We start from the raw sequence: 25,986 nt of genomic DNA, 5'->3' as shown, positions 1-25,986 counted from the left end.
TGTCAGGCGTCGCCGGCGTCGATGTCCTGATCCGTCTCCTCGCTGCGCGCCCAGAAGAAGCGGTCGGGGAAATGGCGGCCCATGCCGGGGCGGAAGGCGTTCTCGAGCACTTGATGCAGATACTCCTGCGCTTCGCACACGGCTTCAGGGACGGTGGGTTGGGGGTCGTTGGCGAGCATGGCGGTCACGGCCGCGGCGAGCGTGTCGATCGCGCCGGCCACGTTGTGCGCCGGGCGATCCCATGCGTCCTCGCGCACCACACCGCCGTCGCTGTAGAGCGTGTGCGTGAACTGCGGCGCGTTGGCGTCGCTCACCAGCACGAACTCGCACCCGCCTTCCAGCAGGAGGCTCACCGCTTCGTCGAGCGCCAGATTTTCATTCTCGGATACGGCTTGCGCGAGTGCGATCGCGCTGGCCGGACTCACGACGAGCACGGTTGCCTGCGGGACGAGCAGGGTAGCGGTGGCTTCGCGCAACTCGTCGGCGGAGAGCAGATGCTCACCGGCCAGCCCGAAGTCCGGTGCGACCACGAGCGGCGTTTCAGCGTAATCGGAGACGATTTCGGCGATGGCCGCGACGTTTTCGGCGTTGACCGCGCTGCCGACCTTGAATGCGGCGACGGGCATGTCCTCGAGCAGCATGCGCGCCTGATCGCCGATCCAGTCCGGGTCGATCGATTGCACGTCGTCGCAGGCGCGCGAGTCTTGCGAGGAGTAGCCGGTCAGGACGGACACGCCGTAGCCGCCCATGCTCGCAAAGGTGAGCAGGTCGGCCTGCACGCCGGTTGCGGAAGTGGGGTCGGAGAGTCCGAAGGTCAGGAGGATGGGAGGAGATTCAGTGTGCATGGAGGCAGGATAGACGGCGATCTGGTCAGGCTTTGGGTTCGTTGGTACCATCACGCCTTAAATGCCCGTTTCGGAGCGCTTCCAAGCGCCGTGGGCAACGCCCCCACCGGACAATGGACAATGGGCCGGCCGGGTTCCCACAACACCGTCCGGCATTTGCGCCGGGGTGCCCGAAGCGGTTGACAAGCCATTGTAACGGAACGCTCGTCGCTGAAGAAAGAATGGAATACAAGAGCTGGATGTGCCTGATTTGCGGCTGGATCTATGACGAACAGGCAGGTTTGCCCGACGAGGGCATTGCGCCCGGCACACGCTGGGAAGATGTGCCGATCAACTGGACCTGTCCCGAGTGCGGCGCTCGCAAGGAAGACTTCGAGATGGTGCAGATCTGAGGCCGGACGGCACTGCCGTCTGTCTGATCGGATGCCCGCACCTTTCCCGCATTCTCCGGCCGTCACGCCAGGCAACCGGCTGACGGCGCGGCAAACTCCCCGCCCGAATTCACGAAGACTGGCCTCGCGGCCTGGAGATGGCCTATGGTGACGCCGCAAACGCCCCCCGACAGCACGTCCTCACGCGAATCGCGAGAGCGCGACCTGCCGTTGTGGCGTCTGCCCGATGTGGCCGACGCGCTCACCGAGGCGTCGGACGCGTGGTCGAACGGTCCGGCGGCTGCGCTCGGACCGCTGCGGCGTGCGAACCGCCTGCTGCAGGCGAGCGGCCATGCCGACTGGGCGTTGCACGGCGAGCGCCTGGTGCAGGCCATCGCCGAGGCCGCCTATGGCGGGCCGGGCGAGCCGGGCGGGCAGGACGCCCAGCGCAACGCGCTGCGCCAATTTGAGCGCGACATCTGGCGGGCCGGCACCGCGCCTGCCGCCGGGGCGGAAATTCCGGCCGACAGTACCGAGGCCCCCGGCGCGTCCAACGAGTCCGCCGGCTGGCCCGGTGCACCGACACCAGGCGAGTTGCGCATGGCCGGTTGGGCCGTCGCGCATCCGCGTCTGCATGGGCTGCCGCCCGGCACCGCGCCGCTGCGCGCCGACGTCGAACGCGTGCTGCTCCGGCTGTTGCGGCCCGACGCCGATGCCATCGACACGACCGCCGCGCTGGGCCAATTGGCCGATCTCGCCGCCGACCTTCACCGCGCGGGCGCGACCGCACCCCTCGATTACTGGCGTCTGGCCGCTGCCTGGCTGCGGTTTGCCCGCGCTCCACTGAGTCTGGCCGACAAACGCCAGATCGGCCGGATGAACATGGCGCTGCGCAAGCAACTGACGCGTCCCGGCGCGCCCGGCAGCGCAGAACCCGCATCGACGGCGGCGCCGGCGGGGGGCAAGAGCACGACGGACGCCGTGCCGGGCCATGATCTGGTCGAAGCGCTCGCCACCTGGAATGCACAAGCGCCCGATAGCTGGCTGGGCACGCTGCTGGCCGACTTCGGCGTGCTGCGGCGGACGGCTCATTTGCCGGAACCGCTGATGAATACCGCCCAGACCGGGCAGAAGCAGGGCGCCGGCGCCAGTTCGCGCGACTGGTTGCGCATCGGACCGCTCGCCGTGCGCCAGGACGTCTGTCAGACGTATCTGAGCCTCGCCGACGAGGCATTGCCGAATTTGAACGATCCGGCCGTGGCCGCGCGCGTGGCGGAGTATTCGGCCGCGATCGGTCTGGCGCCCGTCGCGCGGCTGGCGGCGGCCGTGGCCGCGACCGGCGAGCGTCTGGCGGCGTCCCCGCCCGCGGAGCCGGGCGGGCCGGCGGCGCTGGCGATGACCGTCAAGGCGCTGCGCGGCATGCTGCATCAATTTGCGGCCGACACATATCCCGAGCCACGCCCAGACCTGATCGCCGAGATGGCGATGTGGCGCGAGCGGGCGCTGGATGCCAGTGTGTTCGGGCAGCGGCTCGTCACCGCACGTGACGTTCCGTGATAAAGTCGGCGCAAGGGCTGCCGCTGGCGGCCGATGGCCGTACCACGATGCGGAAAGCGTTCGTCCGCTGACCGGCCGCAGGCAAGTGCCGAGCGGGCTCGCCGGGTGTGGATGAACGACCGGGCAGCAGACCATCACCAGGCTCCGATAAACTTTGGCCCTATGCCGAACGACCGTATCAATCTCACCAATCAGTTCCTCATCGCCATGCCGGGCATGGCCGACCCGACGTTTTCCGGCACAGTCGTGTATCTGTGCGAGCATAGTGAAAAAGGCGCGATCGGGCTGGTCATCAATCGTCCCACCGATATCGATCTGAAGTCGCTGTTCGAGCGGCTCGATCTGAAGCTCGAAATCGATCCGTTGGCGAGTCAGCCGGTGTTCTTCGGTGGTCCGGTGCAGACCGAGCGCGGCTTCGTGCTGCACGAGGCTACAGGTACCGCGTACAGCTCGTCGCTGTCGGTGCCGGGTGGGCTCGAAATGACGACGTCGAAGGATGTGCTCGAAGCCGTGGCCAACGGCGAAGGGCCGGGCCGCTTCCTGCTCACGCTCGGCCACTCGGGCTGGAGCGCCGGGCAGCTCGAGGACGAGATCAGCCGCAACGGCTGGCTGACCGTCGCCGCCGATCCGGGCATCGTGTTCGACGTGCCGCCTGCCGAGCGCTTCGACGCCGCGCTGGCATTGCTTGGGGTGACGTCGTCGATGCTCTCCGCTGACGCAGGTCACGCATGACGGCAGGCAGCGCCACGGTGCTCGCTTTCGATTACGGCGAGCGCCGGATCGGCGTCGCGATCGGCAATCAGATGCTGCGCGAAGCCCGTGCCCTGACTGTCATCGCCAATCTCAATCGTGAAGTCCGCTTTGCCGAGACGGGCAAACTGATCGCCGAGTGGCAACCGGGGCTGATCGTCGTCGGCCTGCCGTGCCATCCCGATGGCGCGCCTCACGAGATGACCCAGCAAGCGAAGCGTTTCGGCAACCAGCTCAATGGACGTTTCAACGTGCCGGTGGTGTGGGTCGACGAACGCTACTCCTCCGTGGCGGCTGCCGCCGCGCTGGCCGAGGCCGGCGTCAAGGTCTCGCAAAAGACCTCGCTCGACGCCGAGGCCGCTCGCATCATTCTCCAGCAGTATTTCGACGAGCATGTTCCTGCCTGACGTTTTGTCCGGGGCCGCATTGCGCCGCGCCCGTCGCGCCTCCTTCACGTTCGCGGAGTCCGCGCATGGCTAATGGAATGCTCGGACGACGCGGCCATCCGCAGCTCACCCGCAACGGCGAACTCAAGCATCTGCTGACGGTGGAAGGTCTGCCGCGTGCCGTGATCATGCACATCCTCGACACTTCGACGCAGTTCGTCAGCGTCAACGATGCGGACGTGAAGAAGGTCCCGCTGCTGAGCGGCAAATCGGTCTTCAACCTGTTCTTCGAGAATTCCACGCGTACGCGCACGACGTTCGAGATCGCGGCGGCGCGTCTCTCGGCCGATGTGCTGAATCTGAATGTCAACGCGTCGTCGACGAGCAAGGGCGAAACGCTGCTCGACACCATCGGCAACCTGTCGGCGATGCATGCCGATCTGTTCGTCGTGCGTCACGCACAGTCGGGTGCCCCGTACCTGATCGCGGAACACTGCGCGCCGCACGTGCACGTCATCAACGCGGGCGATGGTCGCCATGCGCATCCGACGCAGGGCCTGCTCGACATGTACACGATTCGCCATCACAAGGGCGAATTCCAGAACCTGACGGTGGCGATCGTCGGCGACATTCTGCATTCGCGCGTCGCCCGATCCGACATCCATGCGCTGACGACGCTCGGGGTGCCCGAAGTGCGCGCCATCGGTCCGCGTACGCTGCTGCCCGCGGGGCTGGAGCAACTCGGCGTGCGCGTGTTCCACGACATGGACGAGGGGCTACGCGACGTCGACGTGATCATCATGCTGCGCCTGCAGAACGAACGCATGAACGGGGCGCTGCTGCCCTCGGCGGCCGAGTACTTCAAGTACTACGGCCTGACGCCGGAGCGTCTCTCACTTGCCAAACCCGATGCCATCGTCATGCATCCCGGTCCGATGAACCGCGGCGTGGAGATCGATTCGTCGGTTGCCGACGGGCCGCAATCGGTCATTCTCGAACAAGTGTCGTTCGGCATTGCCGTGCGCATGGCGGTGATGAGCATCGTCGCCGCGAATCACGGATGAGGGCGCGATGAAACTGCATCTGAAGGGCGGTCGCCTCATCGATCCCGCTACCCGAACCGATCGCGTACAGGACGTATTCGTCGCCGACGGCAGGATCGTTGCACTGGATGCGGCGCCTGCCGACTTCACCGCGGAGCGGACCGTCGATGTTACCGGGTCGATCGTGATGCCCGGACTCGTCGATCTGGCCGCTCGGCGCGTGATGCCCGGACTCGTCGATCTGGCCGCTCGGCGCGTGACGGCCGCCAGCGAGGCGGCTGCGGCGCTGGCCGGCGGCGTGACGCGCGTCGTGTGCCCGCCCGACACCGATCCCGTGCTGGACGAGCCCGACCTCGTCGAGATGCTGCGATTGCGCGCCGGCGCGACACATCCCGCGCAGGTGCATCCGCTGGGCGCGCTCACGGTCGGTTTGGCTGGCAACGAGCTTACCGAGATGGCGCAATTGGCGCAGGCGGGTTGCATTGGCCTGTCGCAGGCGAACGCACCGACGCCCGATACGCGCACGTTGTTGCGGGCGTTGCAATATGCGGGCACGTTCGGCCTGAGCGTGTGGCTGCGTCCCCAGGATGCGGCGCTCGCCGCGGGCGGCGTGGCGGCAAGTGGCGCGGTGGCATCGCGTCTCGGACTGGCGGGGATTCCGGTTGCGGCCGAGACCATCGCGCTGCATACCATTCTCGAACTCGTGCGCGTCACGGGCACGCGTGTGCATCTGTGCCGCCTGTCGTCGGGGGCGGGCGTTGCGCTCGTGCGTGCGGCCAAGGCGGAAGGTTTGCCGGTGACGTGCGACGTCGCAGCGCATCATCTGCATCTGACCGACATGGACATCGGTTATTTTGACGCCCAGTACCGGTTCGACCCGCCGCTGCGGGGCGGGCGCGACCGCGATACCATTCGCGATGCGGCCCGCGACGGCACCATCGACGCCATCTGCTCGGACCATACGCCGCTGGCCGCCGACGCCCGTCTCGTGCCCTTCGCCGAGGCGGCGCCGGGGGCGAGCGGACTGGAGCTGCTATTGTCGCTGGTATTGAAGTGGGCCGAGGAGGCTCGCGTGCCGCTCGTGGATGCACTCGCGCGCGTGACGCATGCACCGGGCCAACGGCTGGAAGCGGCGGCGCCGGGCGCCGGTCGGCTGGCCGCGGGGCTCACGGCGGATGTCTGCGTGTTCGCCCCCTCGTCGTACTGGACCGTCTCGGCGGCGCAGTTGCGCAGTGCCGGGCACAACACCCCGTTTCTGGGATACGAATTGCCGGGTAGCGTTCGGTTCACGTTGGTCGGTGGCCACGTGGCGTACGATGCCCTCGCCGTCTAGGATGCGATTGCCGTGCTGTTGATAAAAAAACTCCGTCTGGGCCTGCATTTCGCGCGAGGCCTGCTGACCGCGCTGCTGCTCTTCCCGTTTCTGTCCGAAGCGGCGAAACATCGGCGCATTCGCGCGTGGTCGCAGAAGCTGCTCAGGTTGTGCGGCATGCGACTCGAAGTCGAGCAGCGCGCGCCGCTGCCCGACGGCGGCGTGATGCTGCTGTGCAATCACGTATCGTGGATCGACATCTTCGCGATCAATGCGTGGCAGCCGGTGCGATTCGTCGCCAAGGCCGAGATTCGGCACTGGCCGCTGGTCGGCTGGCTGTGCGTGCAGACGCGTACGATCTTCCTTCAGCGCGAGCGCCGTGCGGACGCGCGTCGCATCATGCACTACCTGTCCGATTGTCTGCGCGACGGCGACATCATCACCGTGTTTCCGGAAGGCACGACGACGGACGGCCGCAGTCTTTTGCCGTTCCACGCCAACCTGCTGCAGGCACCTGTCACCACGGCCAAGCCAGTGCAGCCGTTGTGTCTGTTCTATACGGACGCCGCCAGCGAGCGCCATACGATGGCGCCGGCCTATATCGGCGAGACGAGCCTGATCGAGTCCATCGACATGATCCTGCGTGCACCGCCGATGACGGTACGCCTGTCGATCGGCGAGCCGCAGTATCCCCAGGAAGGCCAGCATCGCCGCGAGTTTGCACTCGGCGCGCAGAAGGCGGTCGGTGAAGCGTTGCAGGCCTTCCTGCCCGAAGCGTTGCTGCCGCAAAGCGGTTCGGTCGGTTCGCGCGAATCGGCGTTGGACGGTGAAGAGGGCGATGCCGCACAGGCGATGCAGGCCTGACGTTCACCGGCGCGTGGTACGTCGCCGCGCAGCGATCACGATCCATCGCCTTTGCGCTTGGCGGCTTTCGCCGGCTTCTCGCTCTTGTTCGCCTTGTCTATCTTGAGCGGCGCGTCGAGTTTGCGCGCCGTCTTGCCGAGCTTCTCCGCCTTTGCGGCCTTGAACGCGTCTTCGGCCTTGTCCGCCTTTTTGATCTTGTTGCGCTTCTTGCCGTCCGCCGACGCGAACGGATCACGGATTTGCGGGCAATCGATCTGAATCAAGTCACGCCCGGCGGGCGTCTCGGCGAGCTTCACCGCGGTGAGTTTGCCGCCCCACACGCATCCGGTGTCGAGGCCCAGCAGACGGTCGCGCATCACGAGTCCGAGCGCCGACCAGTGACCGAAGACCATGGTGACGTCGCTCGTGCGGCGGCCGGGCGCATCGAACCACGGCTTGAGCGCTTCGCTGGCGGCGTCCGCCCCTTCCTTGATCTTGAAGTCGATGCGTCCGTCCGCGGTGCAGAACCGCATGCGGGTGAGGGCGTTGATGGTCAAGCGTTGGCGGTCTTCGTCGCTGAGGCCTTCCTGCCACTGGTCGGGCTGATTGCCGAACATGCGCGAGAGGAACGTCTTCCAGTCCGGGCCGCGTAACTGCATTTGTACGTCCTGTGCGAGCGAGACGACCTGCGCGGCATCCCACTGCGGCAACACGCCGGCGTGCACCATCAGATGCCCACGTGCGAAATGCGCGAGCGGCTGACGTCGAACCCAGTCGACGAGCGCGTCGCGATCGGGGGCGTTGAGAATGTCGTCGATCGTATCGCTGCCGTGCGCCTGACGCACGCCGGCGGCGACGGCCAGCAGATGGAGATCGTGATTGCCGAGCACGGCCGTCACGCGATCGCCGAGCGCGATGACCTGACGCAGCGTATCGAGCGAGCGCGGGCCGCGGTTGACGAGATCGCCCGCGAGCCAAAGGTCCGAGTCCTGGGGCAGGCGTGCGAGCAGTTGTTCAAACGACGTTTGGCAACCTTGAAGGTCGCCGATGGCATAGATGTCACGCATTGCGTTGGTGGCGCTGTCTTGTCTTGTTGTCCCGATCAGGGGGCTTGGGTGTGCCGCGACCGCGCGCCGTTCGCGCGCCGCCCCCCGAGGTCGTTCATTTCTTGTAGATCAGCCAGCGTGGCGCCTTGAAGCGGACGATGCGCAGATACAGCCACACGTACGTCACCATGAAAGCGACGCAGCACAGCGCGAGCACCAGACTATGTCGCCAGAAGACCGTTGCCGGGATCACTGCCAGCAAGCATAGCAGCCAAAGGTACGGAGACGTCAAGGAATTGCGTTGCGTGAGCGCGCTTGCGGTGCGCGCCCCCGCCGCCCAGCGCATCAGGCGCTTGTAGACGAGCATGTGCAGGTGCACGCCGTCGGGGATGCCCGGCGAAATACCGCGCACGAAGCGTTTGCGATAGATCGAGAAGCAGACCTCGAAGGCAGGGTAGATCACCATGAGCGCCGGATACCAGGGCGACACCTGAGGGTTGCGCATGACGAGCAGCACGGCGATCTCGGCGAGCATGAAGCCGATGAAATAGGCGCCGCCGTCGCCGAGGAAGATCAGCCCGCCGGGGAAATTGAAGATGAAGAACCCCAGGATGGCGCCGACCATGATCATCGACGTGGTGAGCACGATCGGATCCTGCACCTGGAAGCCGACGTAGCCCAGCGACGCGAACATGATCATCGCGACCATGGCGGCCAGGCCGTTGAAGCCGTCGATGATGTTCACGGCATTGGCCATGCCGGCCACGCACAGGACGGTGAGCGGTACCGACACGGCGGTGAGAACGAGCGCGCGGTCGGCCACGCCGATGTCCACGCGCGTGATGTGGATGCCTAGCATCAGCCAGGCGAGCAACGCGGCGAACATGGTGCAGACGAGCCGCACCGTGGGCGTGACCTTCTTCGTTACGTCCTCGATGAAACCGGAGATGAAGGCCGGCAGGCCGCAGGCGACGAGCAGGAGGATGTCGCGGGAGACTTTCGGGTAGGAAAAGACGAGGGCGGTCGCGGCCACGATGAGGCCGGCGAGAATGCCGACACCGCCGATGCGAGGCACGGGACGCACATGAAATTTCTGTACCCCGGCGATGTCGCTGTCCCCGGAGAAGCGGGCGTGAACGTGCGCGTAACGGACGATCAACAGCGTCGCAACGAACGACACGACGAGGGCGATAGCGAGACTCAGCATGATGCCTGTAGACGGTCGACAAATCGGCCGTCGGGGAAGGAATTGGAGCGCGACTTACTTCTTCTTGAGAATCATCCAGCGGGGTGATCGGAAGCGCACGATACGCTGGTAGAGCCAGATATACATGACGACGAAAACGAAGCAGCATGCCGCCAGTACGCCGCTATATCGCCAGAAGATCGTGGCCGGGATGACTGCGAGTAGGCAAAGCACCCACAGGTACGGAGACGTCATCGAATTTCGCCGTGCAAGCTGTGCGGCGATCTTTGAGCCTACGGCCCAGCGCAGCACCCGTTTGTAGATCAACATGTGCAAGTGCACACCGTCGGGCATGCTCGGGGAGACGCCACGCACGAATCGGCGACGATAAATCGAAAAGCAGACTTCGAAAATCGGATAGATCAGCATCAACGCCGGATACCACGGCGACACGGCCGGATTGCGCATCACCAGCAAAATCGCAAGCTCGGCGAGCATGAAGCCGACGAAATACGCACCACCATCGCCGAGGAAAATCAATCCGTTCGGATAATTGAGAATGAAGAATCCCAAAACGGCGCCGATCATGATCATCGTCGCTGTCAGCACGACATTATCGCCCACTTGAAATGCGACGTAGCCGAGCGACATGAACATGAAAATGCTGACCATCGCCGCGAGGCCGTTGAAGCCGTCGATGATATTAATGGCATTGGTCATGGCCGCGACGCAAACGACAGTGAGCACGATCGAAATAAACGGAACGGCCAGCATCTTGTCGATGAGCACGATATCGACACGATTGATGTGAATGCCGAGAATCCAATAAGCCACCAGGGCCGAAACCATTGCACACAGCAAACGCGTTCTCGGGGACACGCGCTTTGTTACGTCTTCGACAAACCCGCCGAGAAATACCGGTGCTGCACTGAGCGTCAGAAGGAGGATTTCCTTGAGGTTGCCGGAGTAATTGAATGTCGCGAAGGTGCCTGCCGCGAGCAAGCCGAGCATGATGCCCAGTCCTCCGATGCGAGGGACGGGGTGGGCGTGCACCTTCTGAACACCTTGTGTATCGCTATCGCTCGAAAAATGGGCGTGCACGTGGGCATAACGCACAATAAGCAGCGTAGTGACAAATGAAACTACCAATGCCAAGGTCAGGTTCAGCATAGTGCGGAGAAGTCGGTTATTGCGTTGCCTGGTTATTATCTTCGACAGGTGTCATCTCATATGGCCCATCAAAGGTGGGATATAGGAGCAGACGCATCACGATTGACAATTCCCAATATCCGAAAATACTCGGCAATCACCGGTCGCTCGTCAAAATTCTGCGCTACTTTATCACGCCCGGTCTCTCCTATCGCTTCCAGGTCGCGCGCCGGCGTATCGGCGATGTGCCGCATTCGCGCGGCCAACGCCAATGCATCCTGTACCGGAACGATCCATCCCGTCACGCCGTCGGTCACCACTTCACGGCACCCTTGGACATCGGTCGTGAGCACGGGGCGTCCCATGGCGCTGGCCTCGAGCAAAGTGCGGGACAGGCCTTCGCGATAGGACGGCAGCACAATGCAGTGCGCTTGCGCGATGAAAGGGCGAACCTCCTGAGTGACCCCGAGATATTCGACGAGACCCTCATCGACCCAGGCAGCGACCTGCTCGCGCGAAATGGCCGTCGGATTCTCAACGTCCGCGGGACCCAGCAACTGAAACTTCACGTGAGGCATCGACGGCTTCAGTTTGCGGGCAGCTTCCACGAACTCCAGCACGCCTTTGTCGCGCAAAAGACGCGCAATCAGCAGGAAGCGGAATGTGCCATCGTCATCCGGCCACGGTGCGCGTACGAAATGATCGAGATTGACACCCTCGCCGGGCAACAGCCGAGCCTTGCGCGCGTCGACCAGGCCGCCGTCCACCATCGCATGGAAATCGGACTCATTGAGCAGCCAGTTCTCGAGCGTGCGACGGAAGGCGAACCGGTACAACTGGCGAACCACGAAAGTAATCAGCGACTTGTTGATGAATACCGTGCCCATGCCGGTCGTGATGGATACCGACGGAATGCCAGCCCACCGAGCAGCGACGGCACCATAGATATTGGGCTTGATTGTGTAGTGGAAGCACACGGCAGGGCGAATTTGCCGGTAGAGGCGGAAAAGACGCCATGTAAGCGCCATGTCCTGCAGCGGGTTCTGCCCCTTCGACGCCATGGGCATGACGTGCACTGTGCAGCCCATCCTACGAAGCAGCGGCGCGTAATCGTCGTCCGGGGCCACGACGTGAACCGGATGGCCGGCGTTCAGCAACGCCCGAATCGGCCCGCCACGGAAATTGTGAATGGACCAGAACGAGTTTGAACAGAACAGGACGGGTGGTTGCATAGGGAACATCAGATTTTCGCGTCCGCCCTGGCGAGACGGGCATACATTTCGAGCCATCGCGTCACGACGGCGTCGAGCGAGTAGTGGGTAACGATGCGCTCGCGGTTGGCTGCGCCTGTCGCGTCAAGCGCGTTGTCCGCATCGCGGGGAAGGCGCAACTGTTGCAATCGATGGAGCAGCGCATCGCCCAGCGCGCGCGCATCGCCGACGGGCACGAGTGTGTTGCCGTCGTCAGGGCCGAGCAGTTCGCGCACGCCGCCGCAGTCGGTCGACACCACGGGCAGGCCACAGGCCATCGCTTCGCCGATCACCAGCGGCAGTCCTTCCCAGGCGGACGACATGGCATACACGTCCGCCGCGCACATCCACCGCGCAATGTCGTTTCGACGCCCGAGCAGCGTGACGGCTCCCGTGAGCCCTCGCGCCTGCACCAATGCCTCCAGCGATGCGCGCAGTGGCCCGTCGCCCGCGACGAACAGCTTCGCCTCCGGCATCTGCGCGACCACGCAGGCAAAGGCGTCGATCAACGTCGGATAGTCCTTTGCCTCCACCAGGCGACCGGCAGCGAAGACGATCGGCGTCGTTGGTGCAAGGCCGGGTGCTTCGACGGCACGGATGGTCACGCGCGCTTGCGCATCCGGTCGGTAACGTTGTGTATCGATGCCGTTGGGCATGCTGACGATACGTGTCGGCGGCGCGGCGCGGCGCGCGACGAATTCGGCGACGGCGTCGTCGCTCACATTGGTGCTCAGGTCCGTCCAGCGATCGGTGAGGCGATACGCCAGTATGCGCAGGCGTCCGCCTTCGTTGCGGCTGTGGGCGCTCGTGACGAGCACCGGCATCGGCGCAAACCATCGCGCTACGCGCGCGAGCAGGTTCGCATGCACCATATGCGCGTGCACGACGTCCGGACGCCATGCGCGCAGATACGAGACGAGCCGCCGCAGCGCGCATGCCAGCGACCACGGCGTCTTGCCCGCTTGCAGCTCGACAAGCGTGAGGCGCGCCGATTCGGGCAGCGCAATCGCGCATTGGCCCGTCAGCGAAATCAACGTCACGTCGTGTCCGCGCGCGAGAAAGCCTCGGGCAAGGTCGGCGACCTGCGTCTCCGCGCCGCCCAGTTGCAGTCCGGTGACGAGCAGCAGGATTTTCATCGGATGTCCTCCACCCGCGCTGCGGAAGACTCGTCAGGCGCCCACAGCGTCTCCCAACGCGCTGCGATAACGTCGGCGTCGAACTGTCGGGCATGGACGTAACCTGCATGACCGAGGCGCTCGCGCAAGGCCGCATCGCCGACGAGGCGGGCGAGGGCGCCGGCCAATCCCGCGATATCGCCATCGTCCACGACGAGGCTGTCGATCTCATGGCGCAGCAGGGCGCGCGGACCGGCGTCGGCGGCGTAGGCAGCCACGGGCAACGCGTAAGCCTTGGCTTCGAGCAGCACCAGCCCGAAGCTCTCGCGCCGCGACGGCAGGCAATAGACGGCCGCACGCGCATAGTAGCGGGCGATATCGCTCACGGCGGGCAGCACGCTCACGCTGTCGCCAACGCCGGCTTCGCGCGCCTGCGCGAGCAGGGCGTCGCGCAACGGCCCATCGCCCACGATCTGCACGCGCCAGCCGGGGGCGTCCACGGCGATCCGCGACCATGCGTCGATCAACCTGTCGAAACCCTTTTCCGGGATGAGGCGGCCGACGGCGAGCACGCATCGATCGTCGTCATGCGATGCGGGCGACCCGGGAATCGGCAGGCCAAGCGGATTCGGCAGCGTCACGAATCGGGCGTGGGCGCGTGGGTGATGGGCGAGCCACGCTTCGCGGTCGGCGTCGGTCAGGACCACGACGGCGTCGTAACGCCGGGCGGCGAGCGAACGCGCCCAGCGTCGCGCACGGCGCCCGAGATCGCTCGCATAGGTGCTGTGCTCCCACGCGATGCGACGCAGCGCCAGGCCCAGCGTGGCTGGCACGGTGTAGAGCGCGAGCATCGGATCGACGTCGATCATCACATCGAGTTCGTGCTCGCGCGCATAGCGCCGCACCCGGCACACGATGGACGCGTAATGACGCTTGAACGCCACGCGCTCGGCGAACAAGGCATGGTGCGTGACGCCGTCGGCCAGTGTGAAGACGGGTGTGTGCCCCCACAGCGAGAGCACATGCACGCGATGCCCGCGCGCGGCGAGCGCGTTGGCGAGCGTGGCGGTCGCGCGCTCGGCGCCGGCGAATGCCGCGAGCGTTCCCGTGAACAGGCAGAGGGTGCGGGGACGCGAGGTCGACATGTTGGTTGTGGCCGTCATCGCGTCAGTCCCGTCGCAGCAGCCACACGCCGAGCAGCAGTGCCGCCGCGTAACCGGCGCCGTAGCCCAGGGCGCCGGCAAGCGCGCCGAGCGTCGGCGCGAGCGTGCGCACGACGACGAACGCCACGAGCGCCGCGCAAAGCCACTTCGCGATCACCCATCGGCCGGCGCCGCGACGAATCAGCGTGAGGTTCAGGGCGGCATCGGCGAAGACGAGAATGCCCATGAGCGCCGACACCCGGAGAATTTCGGCAGACTCCGCAAACCCCGCGCCGTAAATGAGATGCACGATCCATGGGGCAAGCAGCGCAATCGGCACGGCCAGACAGGCGCCAGCGGCGACCATCAACCACACGGCGCGCACGGTGTTGCGTCGCGCGACCGTGTTGTCGACCGTCTGGAAAATCAGCTGCGGCGCCAGCGAGTTGGCGATGATCGGCGCGACCAGCACGAAGTTCTCGGTGACCTGCATGGCCGCCGCGTAAGCGCCAAGTTCCGCGAGCGGGACGATCGGTTTGAGGACGAGCTGGTCGATGCGCTTGAAGAGCATCATGAGCATCAATCCGCCCCAGAACGTGGCGCCGCTCGCGAGCAGATCGGCAAGCAGCCGGCGTCGCCAGACGACAGGCGTGCTGGGCGAATGCCTGAGGTAATAGCGTGCGAGCAGTGCCGCCGCGACGATGGCTTCGAGCGCGTAGACGACGGCAAACGCCGCAATGTCCGCGTGCGTGACGAACAGCACGGCCACGAGCGCGAGCTTCACGCCGAGGGCGCAAAGATTGGCGGTGACGCTGGGACGGTTGAACGTGCGCGCCTGCAGCCACGCGATCACGATGCCCGACGGCTCGCGGAACCAGAGCGCCACGCCGAGCCAGAGCGTGACGGCCAGCAGCGAGGACTCGGCGAACGCGATCACATAGACGGCGAGGAGCGTGTAGGCGATGGCGGCGGCGGCGAGCCGCAGCAGGAAGGCATGGGCGATGACCGTGCGCTGCTCGGCCTCGGACTTGCCGACAAGACGGGGCACCACGACCTCGCTGCCGCACAGCAGCGTGAGCGATGCGGCGAGAAACACGAGCGATTGCGCGTATTGAAACAGGCCGAACTGGGCGGCGCCCAGGCTGCGCGCCAGAAGCCCGGAGACCGCGATGCCGCCGGCGATCTGCGCGCCGCGCTCGGTCAGCATCCAGAGGATGTTGCGAATGATGGTCCGATAGGGCATGTGGCGCTCGCGCGGCTCACTCGTTCTCGAAATAAGCAAAACCGGCCTCGTAAGGCCGGTGCGGGTGATGCTGCCCCACTCGTCAGGTGGCGCACACCAGGATTGTAGGCGCCTACTGACAGGGCTCCCGGGACATGCCGCAGCGCGGCGAAGTCCCGTATAATTTTAACGTAATGCAGCCGTTCCCGGCCGGAGGTCGCGCCGGGAATTCCCGTTTGCCGCGTTGCCCGATGACGGCGGCGCGCCGCTTTAGGTACGCATAGCGTTCGGAGCGCCGGCCCGGTGTGGTCCGCACGCGTCAATGCTCATTTCTTCCCTCGTTTCCGAGAGACCCACTTCCATGACGCAATCCACGCAAGTTTCGCCTGCGATTTTCAAGGCTTATGACATTCGCGGCATCGTCGGCAAGACGCTCGACGCCAACGTCGCGCATTTGATCGGCCGCGCTTTCGGCACGGCGCTGCGTCGCGAGGGCGGCAATGCCGTCGTGGTCGGCCGCGATGGTCGCCTGTCCGGCCCCGAACTGATCACCGCCCTGGCCGATGGCCTGCGCGCCGCGGGCGTCGACGTGGTCGACATCGGCGTCGTCGTCACGCCGATGGTGTATTTCGCCACGAACGTCACATTGCACGGCCGCGTCGTCGACTCCGGCATCATGGTCACGGGCAGCCACAATCCGCCCGACTACAACGGTTTCAAGATGGTGCTGCGCGGGCGCGCCATCTACGGCGACGCCATCCAGGCGCTCGCCAAACTGATCGAGCGGCAGGACTTCGAGACCGGTCAGGGCACGTACACGGCCGACGAGATCGGCGAGTCGTATCGCGCGCGCATCGTGAACGACGTGCATCTGGCGCGTCCGATGAAGATCGCCGTCGATTGCGGCAACGGTGTGGCGGGCGCCTACGCGCCGGCGCTGTTCAACGCGCTTGGCTGCGAAGTCATCGAACTGTTCTGCGACGTGGACGGCACGTTCCCGAACCATCACCCGGATCCGGCCCATCCGGAGAATCTCCAGGATCTGATTCGCACGCTGCAGACGACCGACGCCGAAATCGGCCTCGCGTTCGACGGCGACGGCGATCGCCTGGGCGTCGTCACGAAGGACGGCCAGATCATCTATCCCGATCGTCAACTGATGCTCTTCGCCGCCGAGGTGCTGAGCCGCAATCCGGGTGAGAAGATCATTTACGACGTCAAGTGCACGCGCAACCTGTCGAGCTGGGTGAAGCAGCACGGCGGCGAGCCGCTGATGTGGAAGACGGGGCACTCGCTCGTGAAGGCCAAGCTCAAGGAAACCGGCGCACCGCTCGCGGGCGAGATGAGCGGCCACGTGTTCTTCAAGGACCGTTGGTATGGCTTCGACGACGGCCTTTACACCGGCGCCCGTCTACTCGAAATCCTGTCGCGCGCGGCCGATCCGAGCGCTGTGCTCAACGCGCTGCCGAACTCGATTTCGACGCCGGAACTGCAGATCCCGCTCGCCGAAGGCGAAAACTTCGCGCTGATCGACAAGCTGCGCGAGACGGCCAGGTTCGACGGCGCGCAGGAGGTCGTCAAGATCGACGGCGTGCGCGTCGAATACCCGGACGGCTTCGGTCTGGCGCGGTCGTCGAACACCACGCCGGTCGTGGTGCTGCGTTTCGAGGCCGACAGCGACGCCGCGCTCAAGCGCATCCAGGACGACTTTCGCCAGGCGATTCTCGCCGTCAAACCCGACGCCAGACTGCCGTTCTGAGGCCGGGCCAGACCGGGCGGGGGCGACGGCGCATTGTGTCGCGTTGCCTCGTTTGCCACCTGCACACGTGGGGGCGGGGCGAGTGAGAAGATCGGGCATCCGTGCCGATGGCGGCCTGGCTCGGGGTAAAATCGCGGTTTTGCTCACGAGGCCCGGCCGAACCGCCGGGGCGTTCGGTTGCAGGTTCTGATCGTCAAAGTCTCGTCGCTCGGCGACGTCGTCCATAACATGCCCGTGGTGCAGGACATCCTGCGCCGCTATCCCGAGGCCCAGATCGACTGGGTCGTGGAAGAAGGTTTCGTCGACCTCGTCAAACTCGTGCGCGGCGTGCGTCGGGTGATTCCCTTCGCGCTGCGCCGCTGGCGCAAGAAGCCGTTCGCCGCGCGCACCTGGCAGGAAATCGGCGCATTTCGCCGCGCCCTGCGAGAAACGCCGTACGACTATGTGATCGACACGCAGGGACTGGTCAAGACGGGCTGGATCGCGCGTACCGCGCGCGGCGCCACCTGGGGGCTTGGCAACCGTACCGAAGGCGCCAGCTACGAGTGGCCGGTGCGCTTTCTCTATCAGCACATGGTGCGGATCGAACCGCATACGCATGTCGTCACGCGTTCGCGACTGCTGGTCGGGGGGGCGATGGGTTTCACGGCGCCGGCCGAGACCGATTTCGGCATTGCGACCGAGCGCGCCGATCACAGCCAGTGTCCCGACCGCCCCTATGCGGTGTTCGTCCACGCGACCTCGCGCGACGACAAGACCTGGCCCGAAGACAACTGGATTGCGCTGGGGCGCGATCTCGCCTCGCACGGATTCCTGATCGTGCTGCCGTGGGGCAGCCCGGCCGAGCGCACCGTATCGGAGCGGCTGGCGGCTGCGCTCGGCGATGTGGCCCGGGTGCCGCCGAAGATGAATCTGTCGCAGGTCGTGGGGCTGATCGATCGCGGTGCGATCACCGTCGGCGTGGACACGGGACTGGTGCATATTGCCGCAGCGCTGAACCGACCGACCATCGAGCTATACAATTTCACCACCGCGTGGCGGACCGGTGGATTCTGGTCGCCGCGCATCGTCAATCTCGGCGACGCCGAACACAAGCCAACGCTCGCACAGGTGCGTGACGCCGTACGCCAGTTGGCGCCGTTGCTGTCGTCACAGCCGGCGGCTGGCGGCAGCGAACGTGCCGCTGGCGTCGCCGCGACCGGGGAGGACCCAATCGCATGAGTGAAATGAGCGAAAACAGCCAGATCGTCACCGTCGAGTCGGCAGACTGGCAAGGCGGCGCGCTGTCGGTGCCGCGCGAGACCCTCGTGGCGGACGTGGAGGCGGGCAAGGTCCTGTACTTCCCCCATCTGGCCTTCGCGATCGACGCGGCCGAGCAGCGCCTGCTCGACCCCGCGATTGCCGATCCGAAACGCAAGAACATCAGCCTCGATCCGAAGACCGACGTGCTCGTCGGCGTCGCGGCCGACGACGCCACGCACCGCGCCGTGCACGCGCTGGTCAGGCGCTATTACACGCAGGCGTGCAGCCTGATCGACGGTCTGCTGCCCGAATATCGCGGCAAGCTGCGCGCCGCGCCGACGAGCCTGCGTCTGCATCAGGTCGAGACGCGTCAGACGTCGTGGCGCAAGGATGACAGCCGTCTGCACGTGGACGCTTTCCCATCACGTCCCAACTACGGCGAGCGCATTCTGCGCGTGTTCACCAACATCAATCCGGCCGGGCAGCCGCGCGTCTGGCGCGTGGGGGAGCCGTTCGAGGCCGTGGCCACGCGGTTCCTGCCGAAAGTGCCGACGCAATGGCCCGGTTCCGCGTGGCTGCAGAACGCCGTGGGCATCACGAAGCGCCCGCGCAGCGGCTACGATCACATCATGCTGCATCTGCACGACGGCATGAAGGCCGATATGGGCTACCAGCGCGACGCCGGCCAGCAGACCATGCCGTTCCCGCCGGGCAGCGTCTGGATCTGCTTCTCGGATCAGACGTCGCACGCCGTGATGTCGGGCCAGTTCATGATGGAGCAGACCTTTTTCCTGCCCGCCGACGCGATGGTGCACCCAGAGTGCTCGCCGCTGGCGGTGTTGCAACGCCTCACGCATCGCGCGCTCGTCTGATGGTGCTGCGTCTCGTCTATCGCGCGCTCTGGTGGATCGTCGCACCGCTGGCGGTGGTGCGCCTGTGGTGGCGCGGCCGCTTCGAGCCCGGCTATCGTCGCCACATCGGGGAGCGTTTCGGCTTCTACGATGCTCCGCCCTACACCGGCCGTCCGCTTATCTGGGTGCACGCCGTCTCCGTCGGCGAGACGCGCGCCGCACAGCCGCTCATCGAAGCGCTGCTCGAGCGCTATCCGTCGCACGGCATCCTGCTCACGCACATGACCCCGACTGGGCGCGCCATCGGCGAGAACCTGTTCGGCGAGCGCGTGCAGCGCTGCTATCTGCCTTACGACATGGTCGGGCCGATCCGGCGATTCCTGAAGCAATGGCGTCCGAGCGTCGGCTTGGTGATGGAAACCGAGGTGTGGCCGAATCTCGTCCTCACGTGCCGCGAGGACGGCGTGCCGCTGGTACTGACCAACGCGCGCATGTCGGCGCGTTCGTTCCGGCGGGCGGCGCGCTTCGGCGAAGCCACCCGGCCGATCTTCGGCGGCTTCAGCCGCGTCTTCGCCCAGAGCGATGCCGACGCCGAGCGTCTGCGCATGCTGGGTGCGCACGACGTCGATGTGTTGGGCAATCTCAAATTCGACATGACACCGCCTGCGCAGCTGCTTGCGTTGGGCGCACGCTGGCGCGAGCGCTTCGGCGCGCGCAAGGTGTGGTTCGCGGCGAGTACGCGCGACGGCGAGGAGGCGTTGGTGCTGCAGGCGCGCGCCATGCTGGCAGCGGCGTCCAATGTCGGGCGCCAGTCGTTGCTGCTGCTCGTGCCGCGTCACCCGCAGCGTTTCGACGAAGTCGCGGCGATGCTCGACAAGGTGCGTCTCAACTACGTGCGCCGCAGTGCGTGGCCCGACGACGGCACGCCGCTGCCCGCGCATATCGATGTCGTGCTCGGCGATTCGATGGGCGAGATGCCGGCGTATTTTTCGGCGGCGGACGTGGCGTTCATCGGTGGCAGCCTGTTGCCGCTGGGCGGCCAGAACCTGATCGAAGCTTGCGCGGCGGGCACGCCGGTCGTGTTCGGTCCGCACATGTTCAACTTCACGCAGGCGAGCGAGAATGCGTTGGCGGCCGGTGCTGCGCGGCGCGTGAGCGACGCGGGCGAACTGGCCGCGGCGCTGGCCGACGTCCTGGTCAACGACGACCGACGCCTCGCGATGCGCACCGCCGCAACGCTGTTCGCGAAACAGCATCAGGGCGCGACCGCGCGCACTGTCGCGGCGTTGGGACGTTGGCTCGACAAGCCGGGACTGGTGCAGTAGGGCGGGAACCTTCTGCATCTCTCCGATGCTCGTCGACAAAAAAAGCCTCGCATGTCGAACCGGCCATGCGAGGCTTTTTGTTTTGCGCCGTGCGTTCCCGCGCGCTTCGCGCCCTGTCTAGCGACGAACGGGTGAGACGGTGCCCGGGCGCACGCCACGCTCGGGCATTCCCGCAGGCGCGCGGGCGGAGGGGCTGGCAGGTGTGCTGGCGCGAGCACCGGCGGTCACGGCCGAGGCGTCCGGATTCTCCGTGAGCAGCGCGTTGAGCAATTGCAGATCCGTGTCGACGAGCGTGGCGGCGCTGGCCTTGAGCTGGAGGCTCGAGAGCAACGTGCTGTAGCGCGCCTTGGCGAGATCGCGTCGCGTCGTGAAGAGCTTGTCTTCGGCGTTGAGCACGTCGGCGTTGATGCGAATGCCCACCTGGTAACCGAGTTTGTTCGACGCCACCGACGACTGTGCCGATTGCTCGGCCGCTTCGAGCGACTTGACCTGCGCCAGCCCGCTCGACACGCCCAGGTAGGACTGGCGAGCGTTGAGCACCGCGAGACGGCGCGCGTCGTCGAGATCGCTCTGCGCCTTGTCTTCGAGGGCCAGCGTCTGGCGCATCTTGCTCTGCACCGAGCCGCCCGAGAAGATCGGGATGCTGATCTGGATGCCGATCTGGCCGGCGGCGCTCGGTCCCGTGCTTTGACTCGACGGGCTCGACATTGCCGAAGTGAGCAGGCTGTTCGCGTTGCCGACGTTCGAATGTGCCCCGGCGGCGACGAGATCCACCGACGGCATGTAGCCCGACCTGGCTTTCGACGTCTCGCGTCGCGCGATCTCCAGCGCGAGCGCCTGTAGTTGCACGCCGTAATTGGCCTGTTCGGCCTGCGTCACCCAGTCCGCCACGTTGTTCGGTTCGGGCGAGGGCAGCGTGGCCCCGGCGCGCAGCGTGGCGAGCGAGCCCACCGGGTGACCGACGATGCGCGCGAACGCCGCGCGTCGCACGTCGAGCGTGTTCTGCGCCGCGATCTCCTGGGCGGTGGCCTGGTCGAAGCTCGCTTGCGCTTCGTTCGTATCGACGATGGTGGCGTTGCCGACTTCGAAATTCCGCTTGGCGGACGCGAGCTGTTCGGCGATGGCCTGCTTGTGTGTGGAAGCCAGGGCAAGGTCGTCCTGTGCGGCGAGCACGTCGAAGTAGGCGGTCGCCACGCGGAGAATCAGATCCTGCTGTGCCTGTGCGAACGACGCTTCGGCGCTCGCCACGGTGAGCTTGCCCTGCTGGTACGACTGCCAGCTGTCCCAGTGAAACAGCGGCTGCGTGAGCGCGAGGCTGTAGCCGCTGCTGCCGAACGTGTTCGAGATGTTGCCCGAGCCGTAGTGCGTGTTGACGGCGCCCCAGCGCGCGGTGATCTGGGGCAGCAGCGCGGCGCGCGCCTGCGGCAGGGCTTCGATGTTGGCGAGGTATGCGGAGCGGGCGCTGGCAATGAGCGCATCGCGGCTCTGAGCCTCGCTGTAGAGCTGGAGAAGGTCGGTCGCGCCAGCGGGCGTGGCGAAGCCGATGAGGGCCGCGAGCGTCGCCGTCAGGACGAAGGCGCTCACAGGGACGGCGCGCCGCGCGGGCGCACATTTGGCCGCACGCTGTCGCGCGGCAAGCCTCGGGGGGCGCACGGCTCTGGCTCAGTAAGTCGGCATCGACGGATCGACCTGGCGAGCCCAGGCATCGATACCGCCGTCCAGATTGAACAGCTGAGTAAAACCTTGTTGTTCCAGGAACATCGCGGCGCGAGCGCTGCGCATGCCATGGTGACAGATACACACGATGGGGGCATCGGCGTCGAGTTCGGTCAGACGGCTGGGCACGTCGCCGAGCGGCACATTCTTGCTCTGGGCGATGTGGCAGGTCTGGACTTCCCAATCCTCACGCACGTCGAGCAGCGTGGGTTGCCCGCGTTCCCCATCCGCGAGCCACTGGGCCAATTGCGCCGGTGAAATGTTTTGCATGATGTTCGTGTGTCGTATTGATGGCGTCCGGTTCTCATGGAACCCCTCGCGGGGCGGGACCGGTCCGCTCGCGGCGATCCGGGGCGTGCCGTCAGCCGGCGGCACGCGACCCGGTCGCCGGGCTCAGAACTTGAAGCTCGACGGTTGCGGCGCCACCAGATAGGCCACTTGCGTCTCGAACAGGTTTTCCGTGCGGTATTCGGTCTCGGATAGGCGCGTGATCAGTTGCGCTTCCATGACCGGGCTGCCGCCGATGAACGCTGCCAGACGGCCGCCAACCTTCAACTGGTCGAGGAACGCCTGCGGCAGTTCGGGCAGCGCGCCCGAGATGGCGATCACGTCGTACGGCGCGGCGGCGCTCCAGCCCTGGGCGCCGTCCGCGTTGACGACTTCCACGTTCGTCACGCCGTTGGCGCGCAGCGTCTGCTGGGCGGCCTGGGCGAGGTTCGCGTCGAATTCGACCGTCGTCACGTGATGCGCGTTGTAGGCCAGCAGGGCCGCCATGTAGCCCGAGCCCGTGCCGATCTCGAGCACGTTCTCGTTCTTCTTCGGCGCGAGAGCCTGCAGGATGCGCGCTTCGACGCGCGGGAACATCATGTGCTGGCTCTTGTTGGCGATCGATGCGCCCGGCAGGGGCAGTTCGACGTCGGTGAAGGCGAGATCGCGATAGGCGGCCGGCACGAATTCTTCGCGCTTGACCACCGTCAGCAGATCGAGCACTTGCTGGTCGAGCACGTCCCAGGGACGGATTTGCTGCTCGATCATGTTAAAGCGGGCCTGTTCGTAATTCATCTCGATTACCGTGGGTAGTAGGCAAACACAACCCGGCATTTTACCAGTTCCGGGCGGCGGTCATGATGACGCGTGTACTTTTGACGCAGCACGCGCCTATGCCGCCGGTGCCGCGGTTTGCAGCACGTCCTGCGGGCATGCCACGCGATTGAGGTAAGCCGCGCACATCGTCGCCATCTGATCGGCGATCTGCGCGGCCAGCGTTTCGTGGCAGGTGCCCGCCGGTGCGCGGTTCTCCAGAATCGCCTTGATCGGCCCCGTCATCGAATTCAGGAAGACGAAGGCGACCGTGGACGGATCGGCGAAGTGCGCATTGCGCGCGCTGCCGAGCATGCCCACGACGGCCGCATGCATGCGCGTGGCCGCGTCCGCGAAGATCTCCCGCCCGTCCATATCCTCGGAGAGCCGATACAGCGCCTGCGCTTCCTCGATGTTGCTCATCTTCGCGCCCACGTAGGCGCGGGCGAGCTCGCGGGCCATCGTCTCGAGCGGTTGACCGCGCGCGGCCAGACAGGTCGCCTCGACCGTCTCGACGATGCGCTCCACGTGGCGCTCGAGCACCGCGTAGAGCAGCACCTGCTTGTTCTGGAAATATTGATAGAGCGTGCCGACGGACACGCCGGCGCGCTCGGCCACGCGCGTGGTCGTGAGCTGGCGTCCGCCGTCGAGCAGCAAAACCTGAAGCGCGGCCTCGAAAATCGCGTCGATGGTCACCCGCGATCGGGCCTGTTGCGGCGTTTTACGGGGCGCTGCGGGGCCCCGGCTGTCAGGTTTCATATGCGAATAGAAAAGCTGAAGGATTCTTCATAAACTCGATGCTAACAAATTTGCGTGCGGTTGGGCGCAGAACAACAGGCAATTCGACGGGAGCAGTGATGAAACGGGACGCTATCGAGAATGTGGCGCGTGAGGACGCCGAACGCCATGTGGGACAGGTGGCGCTGGTGACCGGCGCGACCCGAGGAATTGGACAGGAAGTGGCGCGAGCGCTCGCGGAGGCCGGCATGACGGTGCTGGTCGGGGCTCGCGAGGAAGCGAAGGGCGACGAAGTGGTCGAGCCGCTGCGCAAGGCCGGCTTTCAGGCCGAGACGCTGGTCATCGATCTGCTGCGACCGGAGACGCTGCACGCCGCCGCGTATCGCATTGGCCGATATCATGGTCGGCTCGACGTGCTGGTCAACAACGCCGGGGTGACCGATCCGCGCGACGACGCGCCCGAGCGCGCCTCCATCGAAGCGGTCGAGCGCGTTTTCGCGACCAACTTCTTCGGCACCTTGCGGGTCACGCAGGCGATGCTGCCGTGGCTCTCGCGCTCCGAACGCGGACGTATCGTCAACGTGTCGAGCGGACTGGGCTCGCTCGCGCACAACAACGATCCGGCATGGGCGCATGCGTCGATGCGGCGCATCGGCTTCAACGCGTCGAAGGCCGCGCTGAACATGCTGACGGTGCAGCTCTCGCAGACGCTGCGCGAGACGTCGATCACGGTGAACTCGGTCGATCCTGGGGCTCCCGCCAGTCTGGCCGGCGACGCTTCGGCCGGGCGCGCCCGCGAGAGTCTCGAGCAAGGGGCGCGCAGTGTGGTGATGCTCGCGCTTGGCGAGCGCGGCCCGGTCACCGGCGGATTCTTCGACGTTTCGGGCAGCTTGCCCTGGTGAGTCCGTGGGCGCGCGGCGTTCCCATGCCGCGCATGCCCGCCCGCGTTAAAATGCGCGCACATTGCGATTTGCGATTCGGGCGTCGCGCCACGCAGGACGATGCCTTTCGTCGAGCGCGCCCCCCGACCTCCCACCTTTCCATGAACTGCCGACCTCGCTGCGCGGCCTGCTGCATCGCGCCTTCCATCTCGACGCCCATTCCCGGCATGCCGAACGGCAAACCGGCGAACACGCGTTGCGTGCAGCTCGACGAGGACGATCGCTGCCGGATCTTCGGCAGTGCGCAGCGCCCGGCCGTGTGCGGATCGCTGCAGCCGTCGGCGGAAATGTGCGGCAACGATCGCGCGCAGGCCATCGCCTGGCTGTCCACGCTGGAGTCGATGACCGCGCCCGGCCGCGCGTAGTGCTCTGTCGCACTCGGGTGCTATAGTCGCGCGTATCAGGCGTATGGGGCGCCTGAGCTCTGTAGCGGAACGCGACATGCCGATAAGTCCGTATCGAGATTCGTCCATTCGTCAGCACTGCGAGGCACATGACGCGCCTCATGCAACCCATGTGCCTGACACGGGACGCCGGCGCTGGCTGGCGTTGGGCGGTGCCGCCGTGCTCGCCGCAGGACTCGGGGCGTGCGCGGGGTTGCCGTTCGGCAACGACTACACTTTTTCCGAAGGCCAGTTGCAGCGAGCGCTCGAACGCAAGTTTCCGTTCGACCGGCGCGTGCTCGCCGTGCTCGACGTGAACCTGTCGCATCCGCGACTGACCCTGTTGCCCGAGCGCAACCGGCTGGCCGTGTCCGTCGATGCCACCGTCATGCATCCGCTGGGCGGCGCGCCGCTCACGGGCACGCTCGCGATCGATAGCGCACTTGCCTACGATCCCGCGACGATGTCGGTCGTGTTGCGCGATCCCGAGGTCGAGACGTTCACCATCGACGGCCTGCCCGAGCGCTGGTCGCGGCAGTTGAATGCGGCAGGCGCGCTGATCGCGACACAGTTGCTGCAGAACGCACCGATCTATACGTTCAAGCCCGAGCAGCTCAATATCGGCGGCGCGGCGCGTCAGCCGGGCGCGATCACCGTGCTGGCGCATGGTGTGAACGTCAAATTCGATTCGCGATGACGGCTCGCACGCGAAGCGGGGCGCATGCCGACCTCGC

Annotated in this window: 25 protein-coding genes and 1 pseudogene; 14 read left to right on the top strand and 12 right to left on the bottom strand. The window is 65.9% G+C overall.

Annotation, left to right across the window (positions count from 1 at the left end; genetic code table 11):
* Positions 1–2: 2 nt before the first annotated feature.
* Complete coding sequence (gene thiD / locus RO07_RS21715) at positions 3–845, bottom strand: bifunctional hydroxymethylpyrimidine kinase/phosphomethylpyrimidine kinase (RefSeq protein ID WP_039413242.1); 843 nt, start codon at positions 843–845, stop codon at positions 3–5.
* A gap of 221 nt (positions 846–1,066) precedes the next feature.
* Here thiD and RO07_RS21710 point away from each other — a divergent pair, with 221 nt between their 5' ends.
* The 7 genes and pseudogenes from RO07_RS21710 to RO07_RS21680 all read left to right on the top strand — a co-directional run bounded on the left by RO07_RS21710 (position 1,067) and on the right by RO07_RS21680 (position 7,128).
* Positions 1,067–1,237: a rubredoxin gene (locus RO07_RS21710; RefSeq protein WP_039405704.1), complete on the top strand. Its 171-nt coding sequence runs from the start codon at positions 1,067–1,069 to the stop codon at positions 1,235–1,237.
* Positions 1,238–1,381: 144 nt separating this feature from the next.
* The gene (locus tag RO07_RS21705) at positions 1,382–2,773 is read left to right on the top strand and encodes a hypothetical protein (protein ID WP_039405701.1); all 1,392 of its coding nucleotides are present in this window, start codon (positions 1,382–1,384) and stop codon (positions 2,771–2,773) included.
* A gap of 162 nt (positions 2,774–2,935) precedes the next feature.
* Positions 2,936–3,505: a YqgE/AlgH family protein gene (locus RO07_RS21700; RefSeq protein ID WP_039405698.1), complete on the top strand. Its 570-nt coding sequence runs from the start codon at positions 2,936–2,938 to the stop codon at positions 3,503–3,505.
* Positions 3,502–3,930: a Holliday junction resolvase RuvX gene (ruvX, locus tag RO07_RS21695; protein ID WP_039405695.1), complete on the top strand. Its 429-nt coding sequence runs from the start codon at positions 3,502–3,504 to the stop codon at positions 3,928–3,930. Before RO07_RS21700 ends, ruvX begins: the two co-directional genes overlap by 4 nt.
* 89 nt (positions 3,931–4,019) lie before the next feature.
* A pseudogene (locus RO07_RS21690) lies at positions 4,020–4,973 on the top strand (aspartate carbamoyltransferase catalytic subunit); the annotation flags it as partial.
* Between the two features lie 7 nt (positions 4,974–4,980).
* Positions 4,981–6,285, top strand: coding sequence for a dihydroorotase (locus tag RO07_RS21685; protein ID WP_039405692.1), 1,305 nt, complete (start codon positions 4,981–4,983; stop codon positions 6,283–6,285).
* Between the two features lie 12 nt (positions 6,286–6,297).
* The gene (locus RO07_RS21680; RefSeq protein WP_039405689.1) at positions 6,298–7,128 is read left to right on the top strand and encodes a lysophospholipid acyltransferase family protein; all 831 of its coding nucleotides are present in this window, start codon (positions 6,298–6,300) and stop codon (positions 7,126–7,128) included.
* Between the two features lie 35 nt (positions 7,129–7,163).
* Here the strand turns inward: RO07_RS21680 and RO07_RS21675 are convergent, their stop codons facing one another.
* The 7 genes from RO07_RS21675 to RO07_RS21645 all read right to left on the bottom strand — a co-directional run bounded on the left by RO07_RS21675 (position 7,164) and on the right by RO07_RS21645 (position 15,238).
* A complete protein-coding gene (locus tag RO07_RS21675) occupies positions 7,164–8,174 on the bottom strand; it encodes a symmetrical bis(5'-nucleosyl)-tetraphosphatase (RefSeq protein ID WP_039405686.1) in 1,011 nt (336 codons plus the stop codon).
* Between the two features lie 94 nt (positions 8,175–8,268).
* A complete protein-coding gene (locus RO07_RS21670) occupies positions 8,269–9,360 on the bottom strand; it encodes an MraY family glycosyltransferase (protein WP_039405683.1) in 1,092 nt (363 codons plus the stop codon).
* Between the two features lie 54 nt (positions 9,361–9,414).
* Positions 9,415–10,509, bottom strand: coding sequence for an MraY family glycosyltransferase (locus RO07_RS21665; RefSeq protein ID WP_039405680.1), 1,095 nt, complete (start codon positions 10,507–10,509; stop codon positions 9,415–9,417).
* A 68-nt stretch (positions 10,510–10,577) separates the two neighbouring features.
* Positions 10,578–11,720: a glycosyltransferase family 4 protein gene (locus RO07_RS21660; RefSeq protein ID WP_052267451.1), complete on the bottom strand. Its 1,143-nt coding sequence runs from the start codon at positions 11,718–11,720 to the stop codon at positions 10,578–10,580.
* Positions 11,721–11,728: 8 nt separating this feature from the next.
* Complete coding sequence (locus RO07_RS21655; RefSeq protein ID WP_039405677.1) at positions 11,729–12,874, bottom strand: glycosyltransferase; 1,146 nt, start codon at positions 12,872–12,874, stop codon at positions 11,729–11,731.
* Positions 12,871–14,016: a glycosyltransferase family 4 protein gene (locus tag RO07_RS21650; protein ID WP_115089042.1), complete on the bottom strand. Its 1,146-nt coding sequence runs from the start codon at positions 14,014–14,016 to the stop codon at positions 12,871–12,873. Before RO07_RS21650 ends, RO07_RS21655 begins: the two co-directional genes overlap by 4 nt.
* A 4-nt stretch (positions 14,017–14,020) precedes the next feature.
* On the bottom strand, positions 14,021–15,238 hold the full coding sequence (locus RO07_RS21645; RefSeq protein WP_039405674.1) for an oligosaccharide flippase family protein: 1,218 nt from the start codon (positions 15,236–15,238) through the stop codon (positions 14,021–14,023).
* Positions 15,239–15,578: 340 nt separating this feature from the next.
* On the opposite strand from RO07_RS21645, the gene RO07_RS21640 reads away from it, so the two are divergent.
* The 4 genes from RO07_RS21640 (at position 15,579) to waaA (ending at position 20,394) form a co-directional block, all read left to right on the top strand.
* On the top strand, positions 15,579–16,976 hold the full coding sequence (locus tag RO07_RS21640; protein WP_039405672.1) for a phosphomannomutase/phosphoglucomutase: 1,398 nt from the start codon (positions 15,579–15,581) through the stop codon (positions 16,974–16,976).
* 228 nt (positions 16,977–17,204) lie between these two features.
* Positions 17,205–18,197, top strand: a complete 993-nt coding sequence (gene waaC, locus RO07_RS21635; protein ID WP_237171482.1) for a lipopolysaccharide heptosyltransferase I — start codon at positions 17,205–17,207, stop codon at positions 18,195–18,197.
* Between the two features lie 5 nt (positions 18,198–18,202).
* Positions 18,203–19,090: a Kdo hydroxylase family protein gene (locus RO07_RS21630; protein ID WP_039405669.1), complete on the top strand. Its 888-nt coding sequence runs from the start codon at positions 18,203–18,205 to the stop codon at positions 19,088–19,090.
* A 2-nt stretch (positions 19,091–19,092) separates the two neighbouring features.
* Positions 19,093–20,394, top strand: a complete 1,302-nt coding sequence (waaA, locus tag RO07_RS21625) for a lipid IV(A) 3-deoxy-D-manno-octulosonic acid transferase (protein ID WP_052267449.1) — start codon at positions 19,093–19,095, stop codon at positions 20,392–20,394.
* A gap of 117 nt (positions 20,395–20,511) precedes the next feature.
* On the opposite strand, the gene RO07_RS21620 is transcribed toward waaA, so the two are convergent.
* The 4 genes from RO07_RS21620 to RO07_RS21605 all read right to left on the bottom strand — a co-directional run bounded on the left by RO07_RS21620 (position 20,512) and on the right by RO07_RS21605 (position 23,886).
* Positions 20,512–21,978, bottom strand: coding sequence for a TolC family outer membrane protein (locus RO07_RS21620; RefSeq protein ID WP_052266787.1), 1,467 nt, complete (start codon positions 21,976–21,978; stop codon positions 20,512–20,514).
* A 78-nt stretch (positions 21,979–22,056) separates the two neighbouring features.
* Positions 22,057–22,380, bottom strand: coding sequence for a rhodanese-like domain-containing protein (locus tag RO07_RS21615; protein WP_039405667.1), 324 nt, complete (start codon positions 22,378–22,380; stop codon positions 22,057–22,059).
* 123 nt (positions 22,381–22,503) lie between these two features.
* Positions 22,504–23,172 (bottom strand): protein-L-isoaspartate O-methyltransferase family protein, encoded by a 669-nt coding sequence (locus RO07_RS21610; RefSeq protein WP_039405665.1) that lies wholly within the window; start codon positions 23,170–23,172, stop codon positions 22,504–22,506.
* Positions 23,173–23,268: 96 nt separating this feature from the next.
* Entirely contained in the window at positions 23,269–23,886 is a 618-nt protein-coding gene (locus RO07_RS21605; protein WP_052266786.1) for a TetR/AcrR family transcriptional regulator, read from the bottom strand.
* A 161-nt stretch (positions 23,887–24,047) separates the two neighbouring features.
* On the opposite strand from RO07_RS21605, the gene RO07_RS21600 reads away from it, so the two are divergent.
* The 3 genes from RO07_RS21600 (at position 24,048) to RO07_RS21590 (ending at position 25,949) form a co-directional block, all read left to right on the top strand.
* Positions 24,048–24,830, top strand: coding sequence for an SDR family NAD(P)-dependent oxidoreductase (locus RO07_RS21600; RefSeq protein ID WP_052266785.1), 783 nt, complete (start codon positions 24,048–24,050; stop codon positions 24,828–24,830).
* A gap of 140 nt (positions 24,831–24,970) precedes the next feature.
* Positions 24,971–25,234 carry a YkgJ family cysteine cluster protein gene (locus RO07_RS21595; RefSeq protein WP_039405660.1) on the top strand — a complete coding sequence of 88 codons (264 nt, stop codon included), beginning with the start codon at positions 24,971–24,973 and terminating at the stop codon, positions 25,232–25,234.
* 76 nt (positions 25,235–25,310) lie between these two features.
* Positions 25,311–25,949, top strand: a complete 639-nt coding sequence (locus RO07_RS21590) for a DUF1439 domain-containing protein (RefSeq protein WP_084072745.1) — start codon at positions 25,311–25,313, stop codon at positions 25,947–25,949.
* Positions 25,950–25,986: the final 37 nt, after the last annotated feature.

Origin of the sequence: Pandoraea pulmonicola (assembly GCF_000815105.2) — a bacterium.
Classification (GTDB): Bacteria; Pseudomonadota; Gammaproteobacteria; order Burkholderiales; family Burkholderiaceae; genus Pandoraea; species Pandoraea pulmonicola.
The sequence above is the reverse complement of the archived record's forward strand: the minus strand, read 5'-3'. Positions and strand labels throughout refer to the sequence as shown.

Excerpts from the sequence above, each read along its gene's own strand:
- RO07_RS21590 (WP_084072745.1), top strand. The coding sequence starts at position 25,311 with ATGCCGATAAGTCCGTATCGAGATTCGTCCATTCGTCAGCACTGCGAG.
- thiD (WP_039413242.1), bottom strand. The coding sequence starts at position 845 with ATGCACACTGAATCTCCTCCCATCCTCCTGACCTTCGGACTCTCCGAC.
- RO07_RS21705 (WP_039405701.1), top strand. The coding sequence starts at position 1,382 with ATGGTGACGCCGCAAACGCCCCCCGACAGCACGTCCTCACGCGAATCG.
- RO07_RS21700 (WP_039405698.1), top strand. The coding sequence starts at position 2,936 with ATGCCGAACGACCGTATCAATCTCACCAATCAGTTCCTCATCGCCATG.
- RO07_RS21600 (WP_052266785.1), top strand. The coding sequence starts at position 24,048 with ATGAAACGGGACGCTATCGAGAATGTGGCGCGTGAGGACGCCGAACGC.
- RO07_RS21645 (WP_039405674.1), bottom strand. The coding sequence starts at position 15,238 with ATGCCCTATCGGACCATCATTCGCAACATCCTCTGGATGCTGACCGAG.
- RO07_RS21595 (WP_039405660.1), top strand. The coding sequence starts at position 24,971 with ATGAACTGCCGACCTCGCTGCGCGGCCTGCTGCATCGCGCCTTCCATC.
- RO07_RS21655 (WP_039405677.1), bottom strand. The coding sequence starts at position 12,874 with ATGAAAATCCTGCTGCTCGTCACCGGACTGCAACTGGGCGGCGCGGAG.
- RO07_RS21610 (WP_039405665.1), bottom strand. The coding sequence starts at position 23,172 with ATGAATTACGAACAGGCCCGCTTTAACATGATCGAGCAGCAAATCCGT.
- RO07_RS21665 (WP_039405680.1), bottom strand. The coding sequence starts at position 10,509 with ATGCTGAACCTGACCTTGGCATTGGTAGTTTCATTTGTCACTACGCTG.
- waaC (WP_237171482.1), top strand. The coding sequence starts at position 17,205 with ATGCCCGTGGTGCAGGACATCCTGCGCCGCTATCCCGAGGCCCAGATC.
- RO07_RS21660 (WP_052267451.1), bottom strand. The coding sequence starts at position 11,720 with ATGCAACCACCCGTCCTGTTCTGTTCAAACTCGTTCTGGTCCATTCAC.
- RO07_RS21630 (WP_039405669.1), top strand. The coding sequence starts at position 18,203 with ATGAGCGAAAACAGCCAGATCGTCACCGTCGAGTCGGCAGACTGGCAA.
- RO07_RS21685 (WP_039405692.1), top strand. The coding sequence starts at position 4,981 with ATGAAACTGCATCTGAAGGGCGGTCGCCTCATCGATCCCGCTACCCGA.
- RO07_RS21670 (WP_039405683.1), bottom strand. The coding sequence starts at position 9,360 with ATGCTGAGTCTCGCTATCGCCCTCGTCGTGTCGTTCGTTGCGACGCTG.
- RO07_RS21615 (WP_039405667.1), bottom strand. The coding sequence starts at position 22,380 with ATGCAAAACATTTCACCGGCGCAATTGGCCCAGTGGCTCGCGGATGGG.
- RO07_RS21650 (WP_115089042.1), bottom strand. The coding sequence starts at position 14,016 with ATGACGGCCACAACCAACATGTCGACCTCGCGTCCCCGCACCCTCTGC.
- ruvX (WP_039405695.1), top strand. The coding sequence starts at position 3,502 with ATGACGGCAGGCAGCGCCACGGTGCTCGCTTTCGATTACGGCGAGCGC.
- RO07_RS21675 (WP_039405686.1), bottom strand. The coding sequence starts at position 8,174 with ATGCGTGACATCTATGCCATCGGCGACCTTCAAGGTTGCCAAACGTCG.
- RO07_RS21710 (WP_039405704.1), top strand. The coding sequence starts at position 1,067 with ATGGAATACAAGAGCTGGATGTGCCTGATTTGCGGCTGGATCTATGAC.
- RO07_RS21640 (WP_039405672.1), top strand. The coding sequence starts at position 15,579 with ATGACGCAATCCACGCAAGTTTCGCCTGCGATTTTCAAGGCTTATGAC.